A 24227-nucleotide genomic window follows, 5' to 3' on the forward strand; every position below is an offset into this window, starting at 1 on the left:
CACTGTTTTGGGCTGCGGGGCTGGTCTCCAGCACGCACGATGGCGCATGCGCAGTGCCGATTTTTGTTTCTGCTCTCTATTGGAACTACATGAAATACGTAAGCAACACCGCACGTCGCAACACGCTCGCCGTCGCCCTGATTTCCGCTCTGATGGCCGCCGCCCCGGCAATGGCCCAGGACAAGGCGACCAACCTGGACAAGATCACCGTCACCGGTTCGCTGATCCCGCAGACCCAGGTTGAAACCCAGACCCCGGTGATGTCCATCACCGCCGAAGACATCCAGACCCGCGGCTTCAGCAGCGTTGCTGAAGTGCTGCAGCAGTCGTCGCTGACCACCGGCGGCCTGCAGGGCGGCCAGACCTCGGGTTCGTTCACCCAGGGCGCCGAAGCAGCCGGCATGTTCGGCCTGAACCCGGGCTACACCAAGTACCTGATCAACGGCCGCCCGATGCTCTCGTATCCGGCGCTGTACAACGGCAGCGACACCTTCAACAACATCAGCGGCATTCCGATCGACATCGTCGAGCGCATCGAAGTGCTGCCGGGTGGCCAGTCCTCGCTGTACGGCTCGGACGCCATCGCCGGTGTGGTCAACATCATCCTGAAGGAGCGCATGGACGGCGGCACGATGACCGTCCGTGGCGGCACCTACACCGAAGGCGGCGGCAGCAACATCCGCTTCAGCGCAGCCAAGGGCTTCAACGCGTTCGACGACCGCTTCCACGCGCTGGTCAACGTGCAGATCGAAAACGGCAGCCCGATCTGGGGCTACCAGCGTGACATCACCAAGCAGAACAACCCGGTCGGCTACACCGCACAGGTGCCGTCGAACGACTTCGCCGTCATCACCAACGCAGACAACAAGCTGCTGATGATGGATCCGAGCCGCTGCGCCAACGTCGCAGGCCTGTACGACGGCACCACCGTTGTCGGCAAGCGCACCTCGGGCGAGTCCTGCGGTTCGGTGTACAGCGCCGGCTACAAGACCCTGAAGAACGGCAAGAACAGCGGCCAGTTCTACTCGTCGATGACCTTCGACGTGAACGACAACTTCCAGCTGTTCGCCGACGTGCTGTACAGCAAGGAAAAGACCGAATTCACCTCCGGCTCCAGCGCCCTGTGGTGGGGCACCAAGTCGGTCATGGGTGGCTTCTATGACCAGGGCATCGGCAAGGTCGTCAACCTGCAGCGCGCCTTCGCACCGGAAGAAATCGGCCCGGGCCACTACAACAACATCCTGAACTCCGATGAGAGCCGCGCCTACCAGGTCACCCTGGGCGGCAAGGGCATGGTCGGCGACTGGGATTACAGCGCCAGCTTCACCCGCGGCGAATACCGCCTGGACCAGAACCGCTTCGTGCGCTTCAAGGACAAGATCGAGGACTTCTTCGGCCAGACCGTGCTGGGCCCGCGCCTGGGCACCTACACCGATCCGAAGGACCCGACCGCCACGTTCGGCATCTACAACCCGAACTACGCTGCGTTCTACTCGCCGATCACCCCGGACCAGTTCGCCAGCTTCACCGGCTACGGCACCCACCGCAGCAAGACCTGGCAGAACCTGGGTCGCGTGCAGGTGACCAACGGCTCGCTGTTCAGCCTGCCGGGCGGCGACGCCGGCCTGGCCGTCGTCCTGGAAGGCGGCAGCGAAGGTTGGGACTACTCGCCGGACCAGGCCTTCATCGATGGCAACGTGTGGGGCACCACCGCCGTCGCCGGCGCCGGTCACCGCAGCAACTACGCGGTCACCAGCGAACTGCGCATGCCGCTGTTCGAGAAGCTGACCGTCAGCGCCTCGGGCCGCTATGACGCGTTCAAGATCGCCGACAAGACCGTCGACAAGGCCACCTACAGCATCGGCCTGGAATTCCGTCCGATCGAAAGCCTGCTGCTGCGCGGCAAGTACGGCACCGCCTTCCGTGCACCGACCCTGTCCGATGCGTTCCAGGGCATGAGCGGCTCGTACTCGTCCGGCCAGAACGATTACTACCGTTGCAGCCAGCTGGGCTACGCGCTGCGTGACGAGGCCTGCTCGTTCTACAAGAACACCTCGGTGTACAGCGAAAAGTCCGGCAACCCGGACCTGAAGCCGATCACCGCCGACGTGTGGAGCGCAGGCGTGGTGTGGGCCCCGGTGAGCAACTTCTCGCTGTCGGCCGACTACTACAACTGGAAGATCAAGAACGAGGTCAAGACCCTGAGCACCGACCAGCTGCTGCTGGCCGAGTACCAGTGCCACAACGGCCTGCCGAACAACACCTCGGCCAGCTGCCAGAACGTGACCGACTGGGTGTCCCGCGATGCCGGTGGCAACCTGACCCGCGTGTACACGCCGAAGCTGAACGTTGCCAGCCAGAACCTGGAAGCGGTGACCGTGGCGGCGAAGTACCAGCAGGATATCGGCCGCTTCGGCTCGCTGATGTTCTCCGGCAACTACACCAACATGCTGAAGCGTGAAGTGCAGCCGATGCCGGGCGCCGCCAAGCTCGACCTGCTGAGCGATCCGTACAACATGTGGTACTACGACAACTTCGCCAAGGTCCGTGGCGATCTGTCGGTGGCCTGGAACATCGCCAAGTTCACCACCACCGTGTACGCCAACTACGTCGGCAGCACCCCGAACTACCTGGCCTACACCGGCCGCAGCTACGGCTACGTCCACTCTTCCGGCGCCAAGGCGGGCAAGTGGGGTTCGTACACCACGTACAACCTGAGCATGAACTACCAGGCACAGGACGATCTGGTGCTGTCGCTGATGGTCAACAACGTGTTCAACAAGCTGCCGGAAGGCCAGCGCTACAACTACCCGGGTAACGAATCGACCCCGTTCAATGACGGCTTCTACAGCGTCTACGGCCGCCAGATCTCGGCCCAGGTCAAGTACAACTTCTGATCCCGTCGTTTTCCGGACTTCGTGTCTGGACCAGGCCCCGCTTCGGCGGGGCCTTTTTTTTTGCCTGGGAAAACCGGTCAGAAAATGAAAGGGCGTCCCGATTGTTAATGAACGATCATTTTGCATTCATTCATTTCGCCAGATTCAGCAAAACAGGACAATATCCGCAAATTGTTGTTTTCAAAGAACACATCCACAGAACTGTGACAAAGCCAGTCAAATGCGGTTACACATCTGCGCATTTCAAGTTAAGCCCATGTTAGGTTTCAGGCACACCGCCCCGCATGCCTGCAGAGCGGCCGGACATAAATCGAGCCCCGGGAAGGGGAAACGCGTTCTTACGATCACACGGAGTAATCGCATGTCTCGCAGTCGCTTCTTGTTCCCACGCCATCCGCTCACCTGCGCCGTGCTCAGCGGCCTGCTCCTTGCCAGCGCCAGCACCGGTGCGCTCGCGCAGGACAGCAAGAGTGCAGCCACCAACCTCGACCGGGTTACCGTCACCGGTTCGCTGATCCCGCAGACCCAGATCGAAAACCAGACGCCGGTGCTGACCATCAGCGCCGAGGCGATCCAGGCGCGCGGCTTCTCCAGCGTTGCCGAAGTGCTGCAGCAGTCCTCGCTCACCACTGGCGGCCTGCAGGGCGGCCAGACCTCCGCATCGTTCACCCAGGGCGCCGAAGCCGCCGGGATGTTCGGCCTCAACCCGGGCTACACCAAGTACCTGATCAATGGCCGCCCGATGTTGTCCTACCCGGCGCTGTACAACGGCAGCGACGCGTTCAACAACATCAGCGGCATCCCGATCGATATCGTCGACCGCATCGAAGTCCTGCCGGGCGGCCAGTCCTCGCTGTACGGTTCGGACGCCATTGCCGGCGTAGTCAACATCATCCTGAAGGAGCGCATGGACGGCGGCACGCTGAATGTCCGTGGCGGCGCCTATTCGGATGGTGGCGGCGCCAGCTTCCGGGTGAGCGGGGCAAATGGCTTCAACAGCCGCGATGATCGCTTCCGCGCGCTGGTCAACGTGCAGTACGAGAAGACCAACCCGATCTGGGGCTACCAGCGCGACATCACCAAGCAGAACAATCCGCGCGGCTATACCCGCCAGCTGCCCTCGAACGACTTCCTGGTCTTCGATGCTGACACCGATGACTTCCTGATGATGGATCCGAGCAACTGCGCCAGCGTTGCCGGGCAGTTCGATGGCACCACCATCCTGGGCACGCGCCGGGCAGGCCAGTCCTGCGGCTCGGCGTTCGGCGCCGGCTACAAGACGATCAAGAACAGCAAGGAAAGCAGCCAGTTCTATTCGGCGCTGACCTACGATGTAAATGACAACCTGCAGCTTTTCGGCGATGTGCTCTACAGCTACGAGACCGTCAAGTACAACACCGGTTCCGGCTACAACTACTGGGGCACGGACATCAGCATGGGTCCGTTCTTCGATCAGTCCAGTGGCCGCTATCTCGGCCTGCAGCGCGTATTCGCCCCCGAAGACATCGGCGGTGGCGGCTACCGCGACATCATGAATACCGACCGCAGCAAGTCCTACCAGGTCACGCTGGGCGCACGCGGTGCGATCGGCAGCAACTGGGACTACGAGGCCAGCATCACCCGCGGCGAGTACAAACTGAACGAGCGTGGCTACGCGCGCTGGAACGACCCGATCAACAACTGGTTCGCCGACAACGTGCTGGGCCCGGTGCTGGGTGAGACCGACGACGGCTACAACATCTACAACCCGAACTGGGGTGCCTTCTATTCGAAGCTGCCGGAGGGCGCTTTCCAGAGCTTCACCGGTTTCACCACCAGCCGCAGCCGCACCTGGCAGACCCAGACCCGCGCCCAGCTCACCAACAGTTCGCTGTTCAAGCTGCCCGGTGGCGACGCTGGCTTCGCCGCCGTGGTTGAAGGCGGCAGCGAAGGCTGGACCTACACCCCGGATGCGCGCCTGACCGACGGCACGGTGTTCGCCACCACTGCCGTGGCGGGCAACGGCCATCGCAGCAACTATGCGGTGACTGGCGAGCTGCGCCTGCCCCTGCACGACATGCTGACGGTCACCGCCTCCGGTCGCTACGACAACTTCAAGATTGCCGGCCACACCGTCGACAAGCCGACCTACAGCATCGGCCTGGAGTTCCGTCCGTTTGAAAGCCTGCTGGTCCGCGGCAAGTACGGCACTGCGTTCCGCGCACCCTCCCTGCCCGACGCCTTCCAGGGCAAGAGCGGTTACTACGCCAATGGCTCCAAGGACTACTACCGCTGCGGCCAGCTCGGTTTCGATCCGTCCAACACGGTCGATTGCCGCTACGGCAGCGTGTCGGTGTTCGGCACGCAGTCGGGCAATCCGGAGCTGAAGCCGATCACTGCCGACGTATGGAACGCGGGCCTGGTCTGGGCGCCGATCAGCAATCTCTCCGTGTCGCTGGACTACTACAACTGGAAGATCAAGAACGAGGTCAACACCCTCAGTTCCGACCAGTTGCTGCTGGCCGAGTACTACTGCCGCAACGGCCTGTCCAACACCGCCGGTGCCTCCTGCGAGGATGTGGCCAACTGGGTCACCCGTGATGCCACCGGTGCGCTGGAGGAAATCTACACGCCGAAGCTCAACGTGGCACGGCAGAACCTGGAAGCGGTGACCGCCAGTTTCAAGTACGTGCAGGACATCGGCCGCTTCGGCTCGCTGCAGTTCTCCAGCAACTACACCAACATGCTCAAGCGTGAACTGCAGCCGCAGCTCAACGACCCGTTCCTGGACCTGCTGGGCAACCCGTATGCGATGTGGGTGTACGACTCCTATGCCAAGGTCCGGGCCGACGGCTCGGTGGGCTGGGCAATCGACAGGTTCACCACCACGCTGTACTTCAACTACATCGGCCGCACGCCCAACTACATGTCCTACGTGGGACGCGGCTACGACTACGTTGACCCGACCTCCGGCTACAAGGCCGGCAAGTGGGGCTCGTACACCACGTACAACCTGAGCGTGAACTACCGCGCGATGGACAACCTGACGTTCTCGCTGATGGTCAACAACCTGTTCAACAAGGTGCCGGACAACCAGCAGCACTCCTACGCGGGCAACATCGACGTGCCGTACAACAACGCCCTGTACAACGCCTACGGGCGCGCGATCTACGTGCAGGCGCAGTACGACTTCGGCGCGAAGTAAGGCGCCCTGCCGTGCCAGAGGAGACCCCGCTTCGGCGGGGTCCGTCCTTTCCTGCACCCGGCAAGTGCGAACTGCATCACTGTTCGTACCGGGTGGCGACAGAGACCGTCTACCCGCCCTGCCCCCTGCCCAAGGCACGGGTCTTCTTGCCAGCGGCCCCTTTTCCCTTCTGTTCCCTGAACGCAACGTTCCCGCACCCAAGCAAGCGACGGTCCAGGCCGCCCGTTCAGGAAGGCTTTGCAGCTTCTTTCATATCAATGAGTTGCGAAGAAATCGCGGAGAAATCAAGGCTTTGCCTACCTTGGCTTCATGACGGCCGCATGAACAGTTGACAGGCCAAGTTAAGTCTGTGTTAACTTTGGTTCATCGGCTTGTGAAGCCGGTGAGAAGTGGGCTACAGCCCATCAGGGACGGCGGCAAGCCTCCAGGGAGCCGACCGATGTTTGATTCATCAGGGGATCTACACATGACCATCCGCAAGGCGCTCAGCCGCCACCCGCTGAGCTTTGCGCTCACCACGGCCCTGCTGGCCACCGGCATCGCTCCGGCCTTCGCCCAGGAAGCTGGCAACGAAGCAGGCGGCAAGAACGCAACCAATCTCGACCGCGTCTCGGTGGTCGGCTCACGCATCAAGCGCTCTGATGTCGAAGGCCCGGCGCCGGTGACCGTGATCACCCGCACCGACATCGACCGCGAAGGTTTCCAGACCGTCGGTGACATGCTGCAGACGCTGACCCAGAACACCACGTCGTCCTTCACCGGCGACCTGGCCGTTACCGGCTTCACCCCCAATGCCCAGGTGGTCAACCTGCGCAACCTGGGTCCCGGCTACACGCTGACCCTGGTCAACGGCCGCCGCCCGGCGCAGTACCCGCAGCCGTACAACCGCGACAACAACGTCGCCAACATCAACTCGATCCCGAGCAGCATCGTCGAGCGCGTGGAAGTGCTGACCGGTGGTGCATCGGCCATTTACGGCTCCGACGCCGTGGCGGGCGTGGTCAACATCGTGCTGCGTGAGCACTACGACGGCAACCTGGTGCGCGTGACCGCCGGCACGACTGCCGAAGGCGGCGGTGACACGGTCAACGTGGAACTGACCGGTGGCCGTACCGGTGACCGCTGGAGCGCGGTGTGGGCGCTGCAGTACAGCGACCGCGAGCCGGTGTTCGCCAGCCAGCGCAAGTGGCTGTCCGACCTGCGCGAGGGTCCGCTGGGCAGTACGGCGACCCCGAACCTTTCGATGGCCGTCATTCGTGGCCTGGCCTCCGCCAATGGCCCGCTCAACCACAACGTCCTGTACCCGGGCCAGGAGAAGTGCGACGCACTGGGCTTCGACACGGTCACCACCGCGTCCCGCGGCAAGTACTGCGGCTCATACACCAGCAACGCCGCCCGTTCGATCTCCAACAAGCGCCAGTTCTACTCGGCCTACGGTTACGGTACCTTCGACTTCACCGATACCACCCAGGGCTTCGCCAGCGTCAACTACTACACCACCAAGGCCAAGGCCAGCGCGGGTACGGAGTTCTGGGCGACGTCGGGCGACCGCTTCAACCAGACCAGTGCCGGTGCAGCCACCCAGTACTTCTGGGACCCGAACCTGAAGGATATGGTGTCGCTGCAGCGCATCTTCACTCCGCAGGAGCTGGGCGGCAACGAAGCAGCCAGCACCCTGTATGACGAGTACACCTACGACTTCAACGTCGGTGTGCGTGGCAACTTCGCCGACCGCTTCGACTGGGAAGCCAGCGCCGGTTACGGCTACTACGACTACAAGATGGATCGCCCGCGCCTGCTCGCGCAGGCCGTGCATGACTACTTCCTCGGCCCACGCCTGGGCTACCTCAACTCCACCGGCGGTACCACCGGCAACGCGATCTATCCGGTCTACGCCTTGAACCAGGATCGCTGGACGTCGCCGATCACGCCGGACATCTACCGCTCGTTCTCGACGCGCGTGATCAACCGTTCGGAGACCAGCGTCGCCAACGCCAACTTCAACGTCAGTGGCGATCTGTTCGATCTGCCGGCCGGCGCCCTCGGCTTCGCGGGTGTGCTGGAATGGAACCGGCAGAAGATGGACATGGTCAGCGATCCGCGCACCGATCAGTTGCGTCCGATCGACAGCCAGACCATCTACAACCTGACCAGCTCGGGCGAAACCCACGGTACCCGCGACCGCTACGCCATTGGTGCGGAGTTCCGCGTGCCGATCTTCAGCAGCCTCAGCGCCAACGCCGCGGCCCGCTATGACAAGTACGACGACATCTCGTCGGTCGATGCGGCCACCACCTACAACTTCGGCCTGGAATGGCGTCCGTTCAGCAACCTGCTGGTCCGCGGCAGCTACGCCACCAGCTTCCGCGCCCCGGACATGCAGCTGATCTACGCACAGGGTGCGGCGTCCTACACCACCGAGCTCGACGAGTATGCGTGCCGCTCGGGTACCGGTGCCGGCGCAGCGCAGGGTCCGCGTACCCGTGCCGCCTGTAATGCCACCGCCAACGATCCGACCAAGTACTCGGTGCAGACCCTGGTGGCAGGCAACCCCAACCTGACCGAAGAGAAGGGCAAGTCGTGGGGCGCGGGCTTCGTGTGGGACGTGACCGATGGCATGTCGCTGACGGTTGACTACTACCGCATCCGCCTGGAAGACGCCGCTGCGCAGCTCAGCAACGACTACCTGCTGCGCTCCGACGCCGCCTGCCGCCTGGGCAGCACCAGCGACCCGTCGCGCCCGATGCCGAGCGCTGCACTGTGCTCGCAGCTGTCGACCCTGATCACCCGCGTCAACCAGCCGGACGCTCCGGACAACGGCCGCATCAGCCGCATCAACAATGCTTACATCAACACCGCGCTGCAGGACACCAGCGGCATCGATGCCAGCTACAAGTACAACCTGGACACCGATCGCTGGGGTCGCTTCAACTTCGACCTGGGCTATTCGCTGACCCTGACCAACAAGTACAAGCAGCTGAAGGATGAGCCGCTGATCGACTACCGCGATCTGCCGCCGGAGTACTGGAACCCGGAACGCAGCCGCGCCCGCGGCAGCGTCACCTGGTCCAAGGGCGACTGGGCAACCACCGTGTTCGGTACCCGCTACGGCTCGGCATTCAGCAGCCTTGACACGGCGGGCACCAACAGCGCGGGCGGCTACTACCCGCGTCGCCTGCCGCCGTTCTTCCTGTGGAACCTGAGCGTTGGCAAGAAGTTCGGCGAGAACGTGCTGGCAACCTTCCAGGTGGTCAACGTGTTCGACAACCAGTACCGCAAGGACAACAGCCGTACCGCCTATCCGTTCTATGACCCGTTCATTGGCGCCGACCCGCTGGGCCGTCGCTTCTACATGAGCCTGCAGTACAAGTTCTGATCATCTGCGGATGATGTAAGCACGGATGGAAAGCCCGGGCACGTACCGGGCTTTCCTTTTTTTGAATGCGGTGAACCCGATCACCGCAGCGGACAAGGAACCTGCCCATGCAGAAGATGTCGAAGCTGTTCACCCCGCTGGCCATTGCCATGGCTGCGCTGCTGCCACCGGCCACGTTTGCCGCGCCGTCGTCCACGCCTTACTCGATCGAAGATTTCGTCAAGCACGCGACGTTCAATTCCGCCCGGATCTCGCCCAATGGCGACTACCTGGCGATCAGCGTCGACCTGGGCGAACAGGATGTGCTGACCATCCTGCGCACCAGCGATCTGAAGGTACTGAAGGTCAACCAGCTGCCCGACAAGAAGAGTGTCGGTGCGTTCCACTGGATCTCTCCCCAGCGGCTGATGTTCAATGCCGTGAAGAAGCAGGGCGGGTATGCGCAGCCGTTCCCCACCGGCGAATGGTTCGCCGTCAACGCCGACGGCAGCCAGGCGCGGCCGGTGATCTTCTACGGCACCCGCGATGCCACCCAACGCAGCAAGAGCGTGGGCAACGAATCGTACTCGCTGCTCGATACCCTGCGCGGCGATGACCAGAACGTGATCATGCAGGTGCGCTACCCGCGCTCGTCCGAGGGCGCGGGAACCCAGGTGGTCAGCGTGGACACCATCAGCGGCCGGCGTACCCCGTTGGCACGCGCGCCCAAGGAGAACTGCGATATCGCACTGGATGCCGGCAAGGAGCCGCGCTTCGCCGTGTGCAGTTCCAGCCGCGACGAAAGCGGCGAATACGATGAACGAAGCGAACTCTATCGGCGCGATGGCAGCAACTGGACGCTGATCAACGCATCCAAGTCCGATGGCCAGCACCTGCGCGTGTTGCGCACCACCGCTGACGGCACGGTCTACGCTGAGCAGGATGATGGCAAGGCACCGGCCGCCGTGGGTACGCTGGATACGGCCACCGGCCAGTTCAAGCGACTGTTCCAGGACCCGGTCACCGAAGTCTCGCAGCTGATGTGGAGCACCGACGACAAGCAGCTGATCGGCGTGGTCAATCAGGCCGGCAGCCCGAAGGTCACGCTGGTCCAGGACGACCATCCGGATGCGGCGTTGTACCAGTCGCTGGCCAACGCGTTCCCGGGGCAGATGGTGCAGTTTTCCAGCTATACCGATGATGGCGCCAAGATCCTGCTCTCGGTATACAGCGACACCAATCCGGGCGAGCTGTACCTGTTCGACCGCTCCAGCGGCCAAGCTCGGTTCCTGCTGCAGGGGCGCGACTGGCTCGATCCGAAGCGCATGGCCACGGTCAAACCGTTCACGGTCCAGGCGCGCGACGGCCGCCAGCTGCACGGCTATCTGACCCTGCCCAAGGGAAGCGAAGGCAAGCGCCTACCGATGATCGTCAACCCGCACGGCGGCCCGATCGGACCGCGCGACAACTGGGGCTTCAATCCCGAAGCGCAGCTGCTGGCCAGCCGCGGCTACGCGGTGCTGCAGGTCAATTTCCGTGGCTCCGGCGGCTATGGCAAGGCCTTCGAGGAAGCCGGCCACAAGCAATGGGCCGACAGCATCCAGAACGACATCCTCGATGCGACCCACTGGGCGATCGACCAGGGCGTGGCCGACAAGGATCGTCTGTGCATCTACGGCGGCAGCTTCGGCGGTTATTCGGCGCTGATGGCGCCGATCCGTGAGCCTGGCCTGTTCAAGTGCGCCTTTGGCTACGTCGGCGTATACGACGTGGACATGCTGTTCAAGAAGGGCGACATTCCGCAGCGCGAATCCGGACTGCGTTACCTGCGTCGAACCCATGGCACCGACGTCGCCGAGTGGACCAAGGCCTCTCCGGCCCGCCGCGCCGCAGAAGTGAAGATTCCGGTGTTCCTGGCCGCCGGCGCGCGTGATGTGCGTGCGGTGCCCGAGCAGACCGAGCTGATGGCCAAGGCCCTCACCGAGGTCGGCAATGCCCCGGAGGGCGTGATCATCCAGTCTGGCGAAATGCACGGCTTCTACGAGGTGCCGGCACGCGTGAACCTGTATACGAAGATGCTGGACTTCTTTGGTCGCCATATCGGCAGCGGCGCCGCCGCCGGGGCCAGCAGCCCCTAGCGCACCGGGAGGAGGGGGCCGCCCGCCCCCTCCCCCTTGCTTTTGGCATAGTGACCAACGCCGCATGCAGAGTGTCCCGGCCAGGAAGGACCTTTCATCCATGGGCCTCTACGATTCGATCAAGGAAAGATGAACATGAAATCCCGCACCTCCCTGCTGGCACCGCTGCTGCTCGCGCTGGCTGTGCCTGTCACGTCCCTCGCCGCGCCTCCGGCCCCCCAGGCGCCTTCGGCGTTGCCGTCCGATCCCACCGAAGACCCGTTGCTGATCAGCGCAGGATTCCTCAATGGCCATCCCGACCTGCGCTTCCGCATGCTGGGCATGGAAAAGCAGCGTGCCAACGACCTGCAGGCGGCCTTCGGCTTCTTCCAGCGCGCAGGCTTCTACGGCGACAAGGTGTCACAGGCGATGGTTGCCGAAATGCTGTGGAACGGCACGGGCACCGCGGTGAACCGCCCGCTGGCCTATGCCTGGATGGATCTCGCTGCGGAGCGTGGCTACAAGGGCTTCCTCGAGCTGCGTGAACGCTACTGGGCCGCGCTCAGCGAGGCCGAGCGGGTCCAGGCCGTGACCGAGGGCGAAGCCGTCTATGCGCGCTTCGGCGATGCTGCTGCGGAACCCCGCCTGGCGTTGGCCATGCGCCGCGAGCAGAAGCGCATGACCGGCAGTCGCACCGGTTTCGCCGGCAACGTGAAGATCCTCGTACCCGGTCCGAACGGCACCACCGAACAGATCGATGGCACCAAGTTCTACGACAGCCGCTATTGGGATCCCGCGCAGTACCGCCAGTGGCAGGACACCATCTGGTCGACGCCGCGGGTGGCACGTGTCGACGTCGGCAGCGTGACACAGCTGCCTGCGGAACCGGGCCGCCCGTCCCGCATTCCGGAGGTGGCTCCGCAGCCGGATGCCCCGGAGCCGAAGACCGACGATGCTCAGCCACAACCGATTCCGGAACAACACTGACCCGCCTGCCGGCGCGGACAGGCGCGGCCAGTGTGCCGATCCTGCCCGGTTGCTGCCCTACCGGTGCCTGTACAGGCACCCTTGCCAAGCGCCATGACCTTCGACACCCTTGCGGGGCAGGCCGGCGGCGTATCGTTCGGCCCACGGCCGCCCTGCGGCCCTTCCCTGACTCACTCGGCCTGGAGGCCATTCAAGTGACCCGTACTCCCAAGATCGTGCTGCTGACCCTGGCCGTTTCGGCCGCGCTGGTCGGCTGCGGCAAGACTGAAGCCCCGGCCAAGGACGCCACCGCCTCCACGCCGGCCCCCGCCCAGGCCACCCAGTACACCCTGGACGAAAGCAAGCTGCCGGCCTACAACGCCTTCCAGCCCAGCGACCTGGATACCAGCAAGGACGCCTGTGGCGCCTTCGGCGACTACGTCAACAGCAAGTGGCTGGCCGCCAATGAAATCCCGGGCGACCGCACCAGCTGGGGCGCCTTCACCATCCTCGACGAGCGTTCGGTGGCTGTGCAGCACCAGCTGGCCGAGCAGGTCGCACAGGTGAAGAACCCGAACCACATCGAGAAGATCGTCGGCGACCTGTGGGCCACCGGCATGGACGAAGCCAAGATCAACGCGCAGGGCATCGAGCCGCTGAAGGCCGACCTGACCGCGATCGACGGCCTGCAGGACAAGGCAGCCATCGCCAACTACCTGCGCACCAGCGCGGCCAAGGGCGACAACGTGCTGTTCGGCTTCGGCGCCGAAGCCGACTTCAAGAACTCGGCCGTGAACATGGCCTACGCCAGCCAGGGCGGCCTGGGCCTGCCGGACACCACCTACTACACCGATGCCAAGAACGCCGACAAGCTGAAGGCCTACCAGGCGCACGTCGCCAAGGTGCTGGAACTGTCCGGTGTCGCCGCGGCCGATGCTGCCAAGCAGGCCGAGGACGTGGTCAAGTTCGAAACCCGCCTGGCCAAGGCCTCCAAGTCGCGCGTCGAGCTGTCGCGCAACGTCGAGCTGTTCTACAACCCGGTCACCCTGGCCGACGCCGACAAGCTGACCCCGAACTTCAGCTGGACCGAGTTCTTCAAGTCGCAGGGCGTGGCCGCGCCGGAGAAGTTCTCGCTGGCCATGCCGGCCTTCCATGAGGAAGTGAGCAAGGCGCTGGGCGACACCGATCCGTCGGTATGGCGCGCCTACCTGCGCTTCCACACCGTGGACAGCGCTTCGCCGTACCTGGCCGACGCCTTCGTGCAGGAGAACTACGAGTTCTACGGCAAGACCCTCAACGGCCAGAAGGAACAGAAGCCGCGCTGGAAGCGCGTGCTGGGCACCATCGAGAACGATGCCGGCGAAGCCTTCGGCCAGCTGTACGTGAAGGTGGCCTTCTCGCCGGAAGCCAAGGCGAAGATGGAAGAGCTGGTGAAGAACCTGGCCGCGTCGCTGAAGGAACGCATCCAGGGCCTGAGCTGGATGAGCGAGGAAACCAAGGCCAAGGCCATCGCCAAGTGGGAAACCTTCACCCCGAAGATCGGCTACCCGGACAAGTGGCGTGACTGGGCCGGCCTGCAGACCCAGCGCGACAGCTACCTGGGCAACGTGCGCGCGGCCAGCGAGTTCAACTACAAGTTCAACCTGTCCAAGATCGGCAAGCCGGTCGACAAGACCGAGTGGGGCATGACCCCGCAGACGGTCAATGCGTACTACAACCCGCTGCAGAACGAGATCGTGTTCCCGGCCGCCATCCTGCAGCCGCCGTTCTTCGATCCGAAGGCCGACGACGCGCTGAACTACGGCGGCATCGGTGCGGTGATCGGCCATGAAATGACCCATGGTTACGACGACCAGGGCGCACGCTTCGGGCCGACCGGCAACATGGAAGACTGGTGGACCCCGGCCGACAAGAAGAACTTCGAAGGCCTGACCGGCAAGCTGGTCAAGCAGTTCGACCAGTACAAGGTCGACGGCCAGGCCGTGAACGGCCACCTGACCCTGGGCGAGAACATCGCCGACCTGGGTGGCCTGGCCACCGCCTACGACGCCCTGCAGAAGGCCACCGCCGGCAAGGAAGATCCGAAGGTCGACGGCTTCACCCGCGACCAGCGCTTCTTCTTCAACTGGGCCACCGTGTGGCGCACCAAGTACACCCCGGAAAACGCCAAGGTCCGCCTGGCCACCGACCCGCATGCCCCGGCGCAGTTCCGCGCCATGGGTGCGCCGTCGAACCTGCCGACCTTCGCCGCTGCGTTCCAGTGCAAGGCCGGTTCGCCGATGGCCCGCGCTGGCGAGCAGCAGGTGGTGATCTGGTAAGCCACGGCTGACGCTGCGGCAGACCTGCAAAGGCCCGGGATTTCCCGGGCCTTTGTTTTTGGCGGCGCCCTGCGAACGCAGCGTGATGCCTGCATGCCGCGTCGATGCCCGGCTTGCTATAGTGCGCGCGCCCTCAATCCATCACGGATTCGTTCCACATGCCCAACTTCCGTCCGCTTGCCATCGCCCTGGGCATCAGCCTGGCGACCCTGGTCCCGACCCACGATGCGTTTGCCGCCGCCAAGAAGAAGGCCGCCCGCGCCCCGGCTGTCAGTGCCCAGTGCAGCGACTTCTACGACGCCACCAACGCAGGCTGGCTGAAGGCCAACCCCGTACCGCAGACCGGTGCCACCACCGCACTGGGACAGCTGGTCGATCGCAGCCGCCAGCAGCAGCGCGAACTGCTCGATGCCGCGATGAAGTCGCCGCAGGGCAACGTGCAGAAGCTGCTGGGTGACTTCTGGGCCAGCGGCCTGGACGAAGCCGCGGTGGAAGCCGACGGTTCCAACCCGATCGCCCCGCTGCTGACCCGCATCAACGCCATCAAGAAGGCCAAGGACGTGCCGGCGTCGATCGCCGCGCTGCACCAGGTTGGCATTCCGGTGGCCTTCAACTTCGGCCCCGACGTGGACCTGAAGGCGCTGGATCGCCACATCGGCTACTTCATGCAGGGCGGCATGGGCCTGCCGGACCCGGCGTTCTATACCCGCACCGACGCCGACACCGTGGCGCTGATGGGTCGCTACCGCGCCTACGTCAAGCAGATCCTGGCACTGACCGGCACCCCCGCCGCCAAGCTGGATGCCGAATCGCAGTCGGTGATCGCGCTGGAAACCGAGCTGGCACGCAATGCGCAGTCGCTGGCCGGCATCAACAACCCGTTCAACAACTACGCGCCGATCTCCACCAAGGAGCTCAACAGCCGCTACCGCAACCTGCAGCTGGATGCCTTCCTGAAGGCCCAGGGCGTGGATGACGACCTGGTCTCGCTGGCCGACCCGGGCCTGTTCAAGCAGCTCGACGGCATGGTCACCAAGCTCAAGCCGGACCAGTGGAAGGCCTACCTGCGCTGGCGCGTGGGTGACGCGATGGCGCCGTACCTGTCCAAGGCCTACCGCGACGCCGAGTTCGAATTCCGCGGCCGCGTGCTGCGCGGCGAAACCCTGCCGCCGCAGCGCTGGGAAGACGTGCTGGACGCGATCAACGTGGCCGCCGGCCCGATGGTCGGCCGCGAGTACGCCGCGCGTTACCTGTCGGCCGAAGACCGTCGCCAGGCGGCGTGGATCGTCGACAAGGTCCGCGAAGTGCAGATCGAAGCGGTCAGGAACAGCAGCTGGATGAGCGCCGAAGCCAAGACCGAAGCGCAGGCCAAGCTGGCCGCGCTGAAGATCGAGATCGGCACCCCGCTGCGCGACCTGGACTACAGCGTGCAGCCGATGGGCCGTGGCTCGTTCGGCGGCAACATGCTGATCGCTTCGACCTGGCGCCATCGCGAGGAAATGAAGCGCATCGGCAAGGGCAACGCCGACCGTCGCTGGGACGTGCTGCCGCAGCAGCCGTCGCTGGCCTACGACCTGGCGCAGAACCGCCTGATCGTTACCGCCGCGATCCTGCAGGGCCCGGTGTTCAACGCCAAGGCTGACGCCGCCGACAAGTTCGGCAGCTTCGGTGGCCTGGTCGGCCACGAGCTGACCCGTGCGATCGATGCCAAGGGTGCACTGGTCGATGCCAAGGGCGAGCTGCGCAGCTGGTGGACCCCGGCCGACAAGACCGCCTGGACCCTGCTCGGCAACCGCGTGGCCGCACAGTACGGCGCCTACGACTTCCCCGGCGTGAAGGGTGCCAAGGTCAACGGCACGCTCACCCAGGAAGAGAACCTGGCCGACATCGCTGGCCTGGAACTGGCCTGGGCCGCGTACACCGCACAGGAACCGAAGGCCAAGCAGGCACAGCAGCAGGGCTTCTTCCGCGCCTGGTCGGCGCTGTGGGCACAGCAGCTGTCGCCGAACGAAGCCGTGCGCCGCCTGACCGCCGACATCCGCGCGCCGGGCCTGTGGCGCAGCAATGGCACGCTGGCCAACCTGCCGGCCTTCGGTGCCACCTTCAGCTGCAAGGCCGGCCAGCCGATGCAGCGCAGCGAGGCCGAGCAGATCAAGGTCTGGCGCTGAGCCTGCTGATGAATCGGTAACACAGGGGCGCCTTCGGGCGCCCTTTTTTTTGCGGGTGCAGCACGATCCGGGGTTAACACCGGGCATGCTATCGCTGCTGCTTCGTCCATCGTGGAGCCCTGACATGGCACACAAGAACACGATCTGCGTCTGGTATGACAACGGCGCGCTCGAGGCCGCCACCTTCTACGCCAGCATCCTGCCCGACAGCGCGGTGACCGCCGTGCATCACGCGCCCGGTGACTATCCTGACGGCAAGGAAGGCAATGTGCTTACCGTCGAATTCACCGTCTGTGGCATTCCCTGCGTCGGCCTCAACGGCGGTACCGCGTTCAAGCACAGCGAAGCATTCTCCTTCCAGATCCAGACCGAAGACCAGGCCGAGACCGACCGCCTGTGGAGCGCGATCGTCGGCAACGGCGGCCAGGAGAGCCAATGCGGCTGGTGCAAGGACCGCTGGGGCATCTCCTGGCAGATCAGCCCGCGCATGCTGATCGAAGCGGTGACCAGCAAGGACAAGGCACTGGCCAAGCGCGCCTTCAACGCGATGATGCCGATGAAGAAGATCGACATCGCCACCATTGAGGCGGCGATCAAAAAAGGGGACGGAGGGGATTAAGTCGTTTTCCCCCACTGCCTGCGCTGCAATGCGAATTGCGACTTAATCCCCTCCGTCCCCTTTTTCCGAGGCGCTGATGACCTGGGATGCGATCGTCGTTGGCGGTGGCCACAACGGCCTGGTCTGCGCGGCCTATCTGGCGCGCGCCGGAAAGAAGGTACTGGTGCTGGAACGTCGTGGCGTTCTCGGCGGTGCGGCGGTCACCGAGGAATTCCATCCGGGCTTTCGCAACTCGGTGGCGTCGTACACGGTGTCACTGCTGCAGCCCAAGGTGATCGACGACCTGCAACTGCATGCGCACGGGCTGCGCATCGTCGCGCGCCCTGCCAACAACTTCCTGCCATTGCCGGATGGCCGCTATCTGCTCTCGGCACCCGGCCGCACCCAGGCCGAAGTCGCGAAGTTCTCCGAGCGGGATGCGCAGCGCCTGCCCGAATATGAGGCACGCCTGGAGATCTTTGCCGACGTGCTGCGCGCGTGGGCCCTGCGCGCACCGCCGGATATTGGCGTTGCAGGTGGTTGGCGAGCCCTGCCCGCACTGTGGCAGATGGGTCGTCTCGGGCGCGAACTGTCGACGCTGGATCCCTCGCTGCGGCAGGAACTGCTGGACCTGTTCACGCTGTCGGCGGCGGAGTATCTGGACCGCTGGTTCGAGAGCGAGCCGATCAAGGCGCTGTTCGGTTTCGATGGCATCGTCGGCAACTACGCCAGCCCGTATACCCCGGGCAGTGCCTACGTGCTGCTGCACCACGTGTTCGGCCAGTGCAACGGCGTAAACGGCGCTTGGGGCCACGCGATTGGTGGCATGGGCGCGATCAGCCAGGCCATCGCCGCCTCGGCGCGCGCGGCCGGTGCGGAACTGCGCGTGCAGGCCGGCGTGCAGCGCGTGCTGATCGAGCAGGGCCGCGCGGTGGGCGTGGAACTGGCCAACGGCGAAACCCTGCGCGCACGCGCGGTGATCGCCAACGTCAACCCGAAACTGCTCTACGAACATCTGCTGGAACCGGCGCACGTACCGCCCGCCACACGCGAACGCATGGCGAACTGGCGCTGCGGGTCCGGCACGTTCCGGATGAACGTGGCGCTGTCGCGGCTGCCGGAGTTCCGCGCCCTGCCCGGCCCCGGCGATCACCTCAGCGCCGGCATCATCATGGCGCCCAGCCTGGACTACATGGACCGCGCCTGGCTGGATGCGCGCCGCGAAGGCTGGTCACGCGAACCGATCGTGGAGATGCTGATTCCGAGCACGCTGGACGATTCGCTGGCACCGCCCGGGCAGCATGTGGCCAGCCTGTTCTGCCAGCACGTGGCACCGGTGCTGCCCGACGGCCGCCACTGGGATGATCATCGGGACACCGTGGCCGACCTGATGATCGCCACCGTCGAACGCTATGCGCCAGGGTTCGCCGGCAGCGTGCTGGGCCGCCAGGTGCTGTCACCGCTGGATCTTGAACGGACCTTCGGCCTGATCGGTGGCGACATCTTCCACGGTGCGCTCAGTGCCAACCAGTTGTTCTCGGCGCGGCCGATGGTCGGCCAGGCCGGCTACCGCGGCGCGCTGCCCGGGCTGTACCTGTGCGGTTCGGGCACCCATCCGGGCGGCGGCGTTACCGGTGCACCGGGGCACAATGCCGCGCAGGTGGTGTTGCAGGATGGGTAGGTGCCAACCTTGGTTGGCACAGAGCGGCAGAGTGAACGCCAACCGAGGTTGGCATCTACCCGCGTGGGACAAGGTGTGCCGATCAACGGTCGGCACCTACCCGCGTGAAGTGGGGCGCATAGCGCCTCACTTCACGCTGCGCAGATGGTTCGGTCGATTCGGCGGGCCCGGCGGCCGACGCTTGTTGAACGGCGGCTGCCCGCGCCAATAACGGATCAACAACCAGCCGAACAGCATGCCGCCCAGGTGCGCGAAGTGGGCCACGCCCGGCTGCCAGCCGGTCATGCCCAGCACCAGTTCACCCACGCCGAACAGGATCACGAAGGTCCGCGCCTTCATCGGGATCGGCGGGAACAGCAGCATCACCCGCTGGTTGGGGAACAGCATGCCGTAGGCCAGCAGCAGGCCGAACACGCCGCCGGACGCGCCCAGCACCGTCGCCGGGTTCTCTAGCAGCGTCCCCACCAGCAACTGGCAGACACCGGCACCGGCCACGCACACCAGGTAGTACAGCAGGAAGCGCTTCTCGCCCCAGGTCTGCTCCAGCGGCGCGCCGAACATGAAGACTGCCAGCATGTTGAAGAACAGATGGCCGAAGCTGCCATGCAGGAAGCCATAGGTCAGCAGCTGCCAGGGCTGGAAATTGCCGCCCGGCGAGAACGCATCGAAGCCCTGCTGCAACGGTTGCAGCATGAACGGCTCGAAGGTCTGCATGCCGAGCAGGAACGGCTGCTGCAGCAGGAACAGGATCGCGTTGGCGATCAGCAGGGCCTTGGTGACGGTTGGCAGTCGCGGGAACATGGGAGCACCGGCATGGATCGGACTCCATCATAGCCGCAGCACCCGGCCTTGTTGGCGACCGCCAGGCACGGCCTGTTCAGTCGCCAGCCCTGCTCAGCCCGGCCCCCACACTGCCGCATCCAGCGCTGCGGCCGGATCGGTGGCCTGCATCCGTACCCGGCCGTTCTCCACCACCACGCCTTCGGCGCGCAGCCGTTGCGATTGCTCGCGCCAGCCCGCCGAGCCTTCTTCCATGGCGATGCGCCCATCCGAGCGCAGCACGCGATGCCAGGGCAGGTCCGGGTCGTCGTTCTGGCCGAGGATCCGCGCGGTCAGCCGCGCCCGCCCGGGCAGGCCGGCACGCATCGCCACCTGGCCATAGCCCATCACCTGCCCCGCCGGAATGGCACGGATCACCGCCAGGATGCGCGCGCGCGCCTGTTCCGGCGTCAGCGCCGCAGGCGGGTCACCAGCAGTACGCCGATCAGCACCAGCACGGTGCCGGCGATCTGCGCCGGCCCCATCGGTTCGTCGAGCAGCCATAGGCTCATCACGATGGTGGAAACAGGGCCCAGCATACCGACCTGTGCGGCCAGCGACGAACCCACGCGCTGCACCGCCAGCATGATCGCCAGCACCGGCAACACGGTGCACACAGTGGCGTTGACCAGCGACAGCCACTGCACCGGTGCCGGCGCCTGCCACAGCAGCGGCAGCGGATGGGTGACCGCGAAATGCAGCAGCACCAGCACGCTGGCCACGCAGCTGGCGTAGGCGGTCAGCCGTACCGCACCGATGCGCGCGACCACCTGGCCGCTGCCGAACAGGTACAGTGCGTAGCTGAGCGCACTGCCCAGCACCAGCAGGCTGCCGATGATGATCTGCCCGCCCTCGCGCTGCAGGTCGTGGCCGAACGCCAGCAGCACGCCCAGATAGCTCAGCACCAGCGCGCCGACCTGCCATCGGCCGGGTCGCTGGCGTGCCAGCAGCACGTTGATCAACAGCACCAGGGTTGGATTCAAGTACAGGATCAGCCGTTCCAGGGTCACGCTGATGTACTGCAGCCCCTGGAAGTCGAGCAGGCTGGACAGGTAGTAGCCGGTGAAACCCAGCCACAGCACCCGGGCGCGGTCGGCCCATGACAACGGCTCGGCCCGGCGCGCGGCCCACAGCGCCATCAGCACGAACAAGGGCAATGCCATCAGCATGCGCAGCGCGAGCAGCGTGGTGGCATCCACGCCGTGGCGCAGCCCGAGCTTGACGATGATCGCCTTGCCGGAGGCGGCGATGGCGCCGATCGCGGCCAGGCCAATGCCCCCCAGCGCGATGCGAGGGGAGGCGGTGGCGATACGGGAAGCAGGGCTGGACATCAGGACGACGGCGGGCCGCGCGGGGCGGCCCGGGAAGGCGTGGGGGCGGCCATTGTCGCATGGGGGCGACCGGTGCCCGCCCTGGTAGCGCTGAGCGTGCCCGAATGCCGCCTTCTGTAGCGTCGAGCCATGCTCGACTGCTTTCGCACGGCAGCCGAGCATGGCTCGGCTCTACAACGGCCCGGCTCAGCGCATCAGCACCACTTCCTCGGCCGAGGTCGGATGGATCGCCACGGTGTCATCGAACTGGGCCTTGGTCGCGCCCATCTTCACCGCCACCGCGAAGCCCTGCAGGATTTCATCAGCCGCTTCGCCCAGCAGGTGGATGCCCACCACCCGTTCCTCCGGGCCGGCGCAGACCATCTTGAACAGGCTGCGCTGGGCACCATTGGCCAGCGCCTGCAGCATCGGGCGGAAACGACTGTGGTACACGCTCACCTGCTCGAAACGCGCGCGCGCTTCTTCCTCGCTCATGCCCACCGCGCCCAAAGGCGGGTGCGAGAACACTACGCTGGCCACATTCTCGTAATCCATCTTCGACTGCGGACGGCCACCGAACAGGCGGTCCATCAGCCGCCGCGATGCCGCCACTGCCACCGGGGTCAGGCCGACCTTGCCGGCGATGTCACCCACGGCATGCACGCTCGGCACGCTGGTGGTCTGCCACTCATCCACCTGCACCTGCTGGTGTTCGCCGATGCCGATGCCGAGTGCCTCCAGTCCCAGATCACGGCTGTTTCCGCGCCGGCCGGTGGCGAAGAACACCGCATCGAACACGCTGTCGAGCGGACCGTCGTGGCCGAAGGCGCGCACGCGCTCGCCATCGCGCTGCAGTTCGCGCAGGCGATAGTCGAAATGAATCCGCACGCCCTGCTGCTTCAGGTTCTCGGCCAGCTGATCGGTCAGCTCGTAGTCGAAGCGTTCCAGCAGGCGCTTGCCGCGCACCAGCAGGCTCACGCGGCTGCCGAGCGCCTGCAGCAGGCCCGCCAGTTCCACCGCGATGTAGCCACCGCCGATGATCGCGACCTCGGCCGGTGCCGCACGCAGATCGAAGAAGTCATCAGACACCAGGCCCAGTTCGGCGCCCGGAATGTCCGGCCGCAACGGATGCGCGCCGGTGGCGATCAGGATGTGTTCGGCGCTGTAGCGCACGCCATCGCTGCAGGCCACCGTGTGCGCATCGAGCAGGTGGCCGCGCGCCGGAATGCGCACCACGCCGGTCTCGTCCAGGCGCTTGTGGTAACTGGTGTGGATGTTGCTGATGTAGGCCTGGCGATGGATCACCAGTTCCTTCCACGACAGCGCCGGGCGCGCCTCGACATCGAAGCCCATCGCACTGGCCAGGCCGATGCGTTCGTGCAGGTCGGCCGCCAGCCACATCGCCTTCTTCGGCACGCAGCCGACATTGACGCAGGTACCGCCGAGTTCGCCCGGCTCCAGCATTGCCACCCGCTTGCCATGCTGCGCGGCGCGGATCGCACCGGCCAGGCCGGCGGAGCCGCCGCCAAGGACGATCAGGTCGTAATCATAGGGTGCAGTGCTCATCGGAATCGCTCGGGTCGGTAAGGGGCAGGATCGATCGCTGGGGTGCGGCCGCAGACGAGATCGGCGATCAGCTGGCCGGTGCCGGCGCTCATGCTGATGCCGAGCATGCCATGCCCCGCTGCAAGCCAGACGTGAGGATGCGCGGGCGCACGGCCGATCAACGGCACGTCGTCCACGCTCATGGGTCGCCAACCGCACCACTGCTCCTGCAGCTGCGCACCGCGTGGCGCGCGCAGGTAGTGGTCGGCAGCCTGCTGCAGCGCGCGCAGGCGGGTCGCGCGCAAGCTTGGATCGGCACCGGCGAATTCCATGGTACCGCCCAGCCGCAGCGCTTCGCGCCAGGCGATCACGAACACGGAATGATCTTTCAGCACCACCGGCCGCTGCGGCACCAGCGCCGGCCGCGACCAGGTCAGCGAGTAGCCCTTGCCTGGCTGGATCGGCACGCGCAGATCCAGCTGCCGTGCCCAGTACCGCGACCACGGCCCGGTGGCCAGTACCAGCTCGCGCGCGGCCAGCGACTGCCCATCCGCCTGCACGCGTACACCCTGTGCGTCATCGCTGAATCCCTGCACGTCCACCTGCTCGTCGATCACCACGCCCTGCGCGCGCAGCACGCGTGCCAGCTCGGCGGTGTAGCGATCCGGCCGCAGCTGCGCGTCACCAGGAAAATGGATCGCGCCGGCCAGGCGATCGTGGAAGGCCGGATTCGCGCGCGCATAGTCGCCACCACCAATGCAGGTCGTGGCGATGCCCTGCGCGTTCAGTGCCTCGCATTCAGCCACATGGTGGTCGAAGTTGCGTGCATCGCCGAACACGTAGTCCAGCCCGCGCGCAGCGAACTCACAGTCAAGCGCATGCGCCTGCACCCATGCGGCCAGGCGCTGCCGCGAATCATCCAGCAGTGCAGCGCGTGCACGCGTGGACTGCAGCCAGTCGCGTGGATTGCAGCGTGCACCAAACTGCAGCAACCAACGCCACAGCGTGGGATCCAGCCGCGTGCGCACGTACAGCGGCGCGCGTGGATCGAGCATCCAGCGCAACGCGCGCAGCGGTACCCCGGGCGCCGCCAGTGGCGGTGCGTGGCTGGGGGTGATCGTGCCGCAGTTGCCATGCGACGTCGCGCCCCCGACGCGCGCCCGGTCGATCACGCGCACCTGCCGGCCCTGCGCGCGCAACGCGAGCGCGCTGGCCAGGCCGATGGCCCCGGCGCCGACCACGATCACGTCCTCGCGCGCCCTCGACATC

Annotated in this window: 14 protein-coding genes; 9 read left to right on the forward strand and 5 right to left on the reverse strand. The window is 65.4% G+C overall.

What is annotated here, in order from left to right; all coding sequences use genetic code 11:
- Positions 1–89: 89 nt before the first annotated feature.
- From VN11_RS15675 to VN11_RS15715, 9 genes are all read left to right on the forward strand, one after another.
- Positions 90–2897, forward strand: a complete 2808-nt coding sequence (locus VN11_RS15675) for a TonB-dependent receptor plug domain-containing protein (RefSeq protein WP_053450412.1) — start codon at positions 90–92, stop codon at positions 2895–2897.
- 361 nt (positions 2898–3258) lie between these two features.
- Positions 3259–6081 (forward strand): TonB-dependent receptor domain-containing protein, encoded by a 2823-nt coding sequence (locus tag VN11_RS15680; protein ID WP_053450413.1) that lies wholly within the window; start codon positions 3259–3261, stop codon positions 6079–6081.
- 466 nt (positions 6082–6547) lie between these two features.
- A complete protein-coding gene (locus VN11_RS15685; RefSeq protein WP_053450414.1) occupies positions 6548–9457 on the forward strand; it encodes a TonB-dependent receptor domain-containing protein in 2910 nt (969 codons plus the stop codon).
- A 107-nt stretch (positions 9458–9564) separates the two neighbouring features.
- On the forward strand, positions 9565–11574 hold the full coding sequence (locus VN11_RS15690; protein WP_238581823.1) for an alpha/beta hydrolase family protein: 2010 nt from the start codon (positions 9565–9567) through the stop codon (positions 11572–11574).
- A 135-nt stretch (positions 11575–11709) separates the two neighbouring features.
- Positions 11710–12540 carry a sel1 repeat family protein gene (locus VN11_RS15695; RefSeq protein ID WP_053450415.1) on the forward strand — a complete coding sequence of 277 codons (831 nt, stop codon included), beginning with the start codon at positions 11710–11712 and terminating at the stop codon, positions 12538–12540.
- A gap of 194 nt (positions 12541–12734) precedes the next feature.
- Entirely contained in the window at positions 12735–14837 is a 2103-nt protein-coding gene (locus VN11_RS15700) for a M13 family metallopeptidase (RefSeq protein WP_053450416.1), read from the forward strand.
- A gap of 158 nt (positions 14838–14995) precedes the next feature.
- Positions 14996–17005, forward strand: a complete 2010-nt coding sequence (locus VN11_RS15705; protein WP_053450417.1) for a M13 family metallopeptidase — start codon at positions 14996–14998, stop codon at positions 17003–17005.
- 124 nt (positions 17006–17129) lie between these two features.
- Positions 17130–17624 carry a VOC family protein gene (locus VN11_RS15710; protein WP_053450418.1) on the forward strand — a complete coding sequence of 165 codons (495 nt, stop codon included), beginning with the start codon at positions 17130–17132 and terminating at the stop codon, positions 17622–17624.
- Positions 17625–17700: 76 nt separating this feature from the next.
- Positions 17701–19284 carry a phytoene desaturase family protein gene (locus VN11_RS15715; protein ID WP_053450419.1) on the forward strand — a complete coding sequence of 528 codons (1584 nt, stop codon included), beginning with the start codon at positions 17701–17703 and terminating at the stop codon, positions 19282–19284.
- Positions 19285–19410: 126 nt separating this feature from the next.
- On the opposite strand, the gene VN11_RS15720 is transcribed toward VN11_RS15715, so the two are convergent.
- The 5 genes from VN11_RS15720 to VN11_RS15740 form a co-directional block, all read right to left on the reverse strand.
- Complete coding sequence (locus VN11_RS15720; RefSeq protein ID WP_008267505.1) at positions 19411–20085, reverse strand: rhomboid family intramembrane serine protease; 675 nt, start codon at positions 20083–20085, stop codon at positions 19411–19413.
- A 93-nt stretch (positions 20086–20178) separates the two neighbouring features.
- A complete protein-coding gene (locus tag VN11_RS15725; RefSeq protein ID WP_238581893.1) occupies positions 20179–20517 on the reverse strand; it encodes an MGMT family protein in 339 nt (112 codons plus the stop codon).
- Positions 20514–21434 carry a DMT family transporter gene (locus VN11_RS15730; protein WP_049457775.1) on the reverse strand — a complete coding sequence of 307 codons (921 nt, stop codon included), beginning with the start codon at positions 21432–21434 and terminating at the stop codon, positions 20514–20516. Before VN11_RS15730 ends, VN11_RS15725 begins: the two co-directional genes overlap by 4 nt.
- Before the next feature lie 186 nt (positions 21435–21620).
- On the reverse strand, positions 21621–22979 hold the full coding sequence (gene gorA / locus VN11_RS15735) for a glutathione-disulfide reductase (RefSeq protein ID WP_053450421.1): 1359 nt from the start codon (positions 22977–22979) through the stop codon (positions 21621–21623).
- The gene (locus VN11_RS15740; RefSeq protein WP_053450422.1) at positions 22976–24226 is read right to left on the reverse strand and encodes an NAD(P)/FAD-dependent oxidoreductase; all 1251 of its coding nucleotides are present in this window, start codon (positions 24224–24226) and stop codon (positions 22976–22978) included. The genes gorA and VN11_RS15740 overlap by 4 nt, the downstream gene beginning before the upstream one ends.
- Position 24227 lies beyond the last annotated feature (1 nt).

Origin of the sequence: Stenotrophomonas maltophilia (genome assembly GCF_001274595.1) — a bacterium.
Classification (GTDB): Bacteria; Pseudomonadota; Gammaproteobacteria; order Xanthomonadales; family Xanthomonadaceae; genus Stenotrophomonas; species Stenotrophomonas forensis.